The following is a 3,632-nucleotide window of genomic DNA, read 5'->3' as shown; positions in this document are numbered from 1 at the left end:
CCGGCGACGTCGTCCACACCTTCGACCGGGTCACAGCCCGGAGTCGGGAGACGCTCGACCGACTCCACGACGCGTGCCGACGGGCAGGGGCCGACCTCGAACTCGTCGCCGGCAATCACGACACCGCGCTGTCCGGCGCGTGGGACGGCCCGCTTCACGACGAGCTCGTCGTCGCCGCCGACGGCGACTTCGGTCGGTGCGTAGTCACGCACGGCCACGAACCGCCGGGCAACGAGGCCGACCTGTACGTGTTCGGGCACCTTCACCCGACGATCGGGATCGAGGGGGACCGCCGACCCTGTTTCCTCTACGGCGAGGGGAGCAATGGCGACGGAAACCACGACGGCGACGGCAACGCCGATAGCGACCGCGACGGCGACGTTCTCTGTCTCCCCGCGTTCACGCGGTTGGCCCCCGGCGTCGAGGTTACCGACTGGCGCGCGAGCGAGCTCGACACCCCGCTCGTCGACGACGTGGACCGGCTGGAACCGGTCGTGTACGACGCTGGGACGGACGACGCGCTCCGGTTCCCCCCGCTCGGCGAGCTCAGACGGCTGTTGTGAGGGGTCGCCCGACGCGCTCCGCCACGGACACCATTGGGATCGAGTGAGGGAGAAGTCACCTCCGCGGGGTTTTTGCCCGCCCGTCGCCCCACACCGGACATGCGTATCGAGAACAGTTTCATCCCGGTCGAGGGGGTCGGCGAACGGACCGAGCGCCGCCTCTGGGAGCAGGGGGTCCACACGTGGGACGAGTTCGACCGCGGTGTCGACGTGGCGGGAGTCGGGACGACCACCGCCGACCGGATCGAGTCGTTCATCGCGGACGCGCGGGCACACCTCGACGACCGCGACGCCCCGTACTTCGACCGGCAGTTCCCGAGCAGCGAGCGCTGGCGGCTCTACGAGGAGTTCCGCGACACGACGTGTTTCTTCGACATCGAGACGACGGGGCTCGACGAGCGCCGGGATCGAGTCACCACCGTCAGCTTCCATCAAGACGGCGAGACGACGACGCTCGTCGCCGGCGACGACCTCACCGATCGCCGGCTCGAACGGCAGTTCCGCGAGGCGGACCTGCTGGCGACGTTCAACGGCGCGCGGTTCGACGTCCCGTTCTTGGAGACCGCCTTCGGGATCGACGTCGACACGCCGCACCTCGACCTCATGTACCCGTGTAAGCGGATCGGACTCTCCGGCGGGCTGAAACCGATCGAGCGGGAGCTCGGGATCGGCCGCGACCGGCGGGACCTCTCCGGACGTGACGCGGTTCGACTGTGGCACGAGTACGAACGCGGTGACGAGGACGCGCTCGACACGCTGGTGTCGTACAACCGCGAGGACACGGAGAACCTGCGAACGCTCGCGGACACGGTGTGTGAACGGCTCGACGAGGCGGTGTTCCCCGCCACGCTCGACGGCTCACTCGGTCGGCGCTGAACTCACTGCGGCTCGTTCGGCACGTCCCCGACCGCCGCGTCCGACTCCTCGGCCTCGGTCGTCACGCCGGCTCCGGTGGTCGTGTCCTCCGTGTCGGCCTCGGTGGCGGTGTCGGCATCGGGTTGTGTCGACCCGTCTTCGTCGGTGTCGGGGGCCACCCCGTCTTCGGTCCTCGCCTTCGGATTCGGCTTCCTCGCCTTCGGATTCGGCTTCCTCGCCTTCGGATTCGGCTTCCTCGCCTTCGGATTCGGCTTCCTCGCCTTCGCTTTGAGGCTCGTCTCCGTCCTCGGGCCCCGTCGATTCGGCCTCCTCCTCTCGTTCATCCGCTAGCTCGGGTTCGGAGTCGGTTTCCGTCCCGTCCTCCGCTCCGGATCCCGTTTCGTCTTCCTCCGGAACCGACTGAATGAGTTTCATCTCGCCACGGGCGCGGAGGGTCCCGTCGATCTCCGCGCCGTCGTAGACGACGAGGTCGCCGGCGGAGACGTCCCCGAGGATCCGCGCGCCGGCCCGTACCGTTACCGTCCCGCCACGGGTCGTCACGTCGCCGTGGATCGTGGTATCCGCACCGACGGTGACGCCCTCACGGGCGCGGAGCGAGCCGAAGACCTCGTTGCGCTCGCCGACCGTGATCGACTCGGCACGCAGGTTCCCGTGGATCCGGCAGTCGTCGCCGACGCTGGCGGGCGTGGAGACGCGCCACGCGTCGTCTGATACCTCCGCGCCCCGCGGGATCAACAGCGGTTCCCGGGCGTCGTCGCCGTCGGCGAGCGCCTCCGCGAGCTCGTCGGCGGCGTCGGTTTCGCCCGCCCGCAGCAGCTGCGAGAGCACGATGAAGTAGAACACGAGCGTGGGGACCGGGTTCCGGATGACGATCCAACCGTTCGCCTCGAACCCCTCTTCGATGTTCACGTCGTCACCGATGTCGAGGTCGCCGGAGACCATCAGTCGCCCCGTGACGGTGACGCGTTCGCCGAGGTACGCGTCCTCGCCGACGAGCACGTTGCCGTCGACGGTACACCACGTGTCGAGCCGGCAATCGCCGTCCGCCTCGATGTCGTCGCCGACCTCGACTCGCTCGCCGATCGCGACGTTGCGGCCGCGGAGCCCGAACTCGACGGTCGACTGGCCGCCGACGAGCACGTCGCCGTCGACGACGACGTCGTGCTCCTCGACGGTGGTCCCCGAGGGGACCGCGAGCTCGTCTATCGGACCGCCCCCGCGTAATGACACACCCGAACGCAATCCCCCGGGAGATATAAACGATATGGGGCGTCGGACGCGCGTCGGACTCGACGGAACCGGATCGGCCCGGACGCCGCCGAACGGATCGGCCGAGTCGGTCGGCCCGAACCGCCGGCGCGTGTGAGTCCCTCCCGAAGCGCGTGGCGGTCACCGTTCTTTTCAACCGGGGGCCGGAACGTCCCGATATGGGATTCGGATCGTACGACGAAAGCGAACAGGGGAAACAGGACGTGGACACCGACGAGGACGGCGCGGTGAACGTCCACGAACACGACCACGACGGCGACGTCTCCGTAGAGGGTGACGCCGACACCGACGAGCTGGTCGGCCGCCTCGCGGAGATGAAGGACGGAGACGAGGAGTAGCGCGAGCGACCCGGACGGTTGGGACGGCCAGGCGGATCCGGACGCCGCGGCCGCATTGACTCCCCGGATCCGGTCCGCAGCCGTGTCACGCCCCTTTTATCGCCCGCCTGGTTATCGCCTCCTATGAGCACGGAGTTAACCTTCAACGAGGACGGCGTCGACGTCGTTTACGAGGGCACCGAGTTCGAGCTGGAAAAGAGCCTGATCGAGGAGGCCACCGGAAAGGGGTACCGCGACGTGACGGACCACGAGGTCATCCAGATCGTCGCGACGGACCCTGAACTGGACGGCGAGCCGGTCCGGATCGGCGACGTGTTATAGCGGCCGGTCTGGCGACGTGGTATACCGGCCGCGCTGGCGGCCTCTTATAAGTGCGGTCTTGACGGTCCGTGTGCCCCGTTCCCGCCGCGGCCGCCGCCGAAAGCGCAACGCCGATACCGTCTCGGCGAGAATGGAGGCGTATGTACGAGGCGGTCCACGCATATCCCGACGGCGACGCGACCGTCGCGCGCCACGCCGCCACGGCGGCGCGGTACGGGTACGACGGGCTCGTCGTCCGCACGCGGGAGGCGTTAGCGGACGGACC

The 3,632-nt window shown here is 68.9% G+C and carries 5 protein-coding genes and 1 pseudogene; 5 read left to right on the top strand and 1 reads right to left on the bottom strand.

Features of this window, described 5'->3' with window-relative positions:
* Positions 1–563: metallophosphoesterase family protein (locus ACFQEU_RS15090; protein WP_379783486.1), on the top strand; the 563-nt coding region annotated here is incomplete at its 5' end.
* A 99-nt stretch (positions 564–662) separates the two neighbouring features.
* Complete coding sequence (locus ACFQEU_RS15085; protein WP_379783484.1) at positions 663–1,439, top strand: ribonuclease H-like domain-containing protein; 777 nt, start codon at positions 663–665, stop codon at positions 1,437–1,439.
* On the opposite strand, the gene ACFQEU_RS15080 is transcribed toward ACFQEU_RS15085, so the two are convergent.
* Positions 1,422–2,669 carry a polymer-forming cytoskeletal protein gene (locus ACFQEU_RS15080; protein WP_379783482.1) on the bottom strand — a complete coding sequence of 416 codons (1,248 nt, stop codon included), beginning with the start codon at positions 2,667–2,669 and terminating at the stop codon, positions 1,422–1,424. The genes ACFQEU_RS15085 and ACFQEU_RS15080 overlap by 18 nt on opposite strands.
* Before the next feature lie 197 nt (positions 2,670–2,866).
* Here ACFQEU_RS15080 and ACFQEU_RS15075 point away from each other — a divergent pair, with 197 nt between their 5' ends.
* The 3 genes and pseudogenes from ACFQEU_RS15075 to ACFQEU_RS15065 all read left to right on the top strand — a co-directional run.
* A complete protein-coding gene (locus ACFQEU_RS15075; protein ID WP_379783480.1) occupies positions 2,867–3,046 on the top strand; it encodes a DUF5786 family protein in 180 nt (59 codons plus the stop codon).
* A gap of 123 nt (positions 3,047–3,169) precedes the next feature.
* Entirely contained in the window at positions 3,170–3,367 is a 198-nt protein-coding gene (locus tag ACFQEU_RS15070) for a DUF5800 family protein (protein ID WP_379783478.1), read from the top strand.
* A 140-nt stretch (positions 3,368–3,507) separates the two neighbouring features.
* Positions 3,508–3,632: pseudogene (locus tag ACFQEU_RS15065) on the top strand (RNase P subunit p30 family protein); the annotation flags it as partial.

The sequence above is a fragment of the Halorubrum tibetense genome (assembly GCF_042661865.1).
GTDB classification, from domain to species: Archaea; Halobacteriota; Halobacteria; order Halobacteriales; family Haloferacaceae; genus Halorubrum; species Halorubrum tibetense.
Note: the sequence above shows the minus strand (reverse complement) of the source record. Positions and strands in the feature narration are given on the sequence as shown.

Bases quoted from the DNA above. Each gene is read 5' to 3' on its own strand.
- ACFQEU_RS15085 (WP_379783484.1), top strand. From the start codon at position 663: ATGCGTATCGAGAACAGTTTCATCCCGGTCGAGGGGGTCGGCGAACGG.
- ACFQEU_RS15075 (WP_379783480.1), top strand. From the start codon at position 2,867: ATGGGATTCGGATCGTACGACGAAAGCGAACAGGGGAAACAGGACGTG.
- ACFQEU_RS15070 (WP_379783478.1), top strand. From the start codon at position 3,170: ATGAGCACGGAGTTAACCTTCAACGAGGACGGCGTCGACGTCGTTTAC.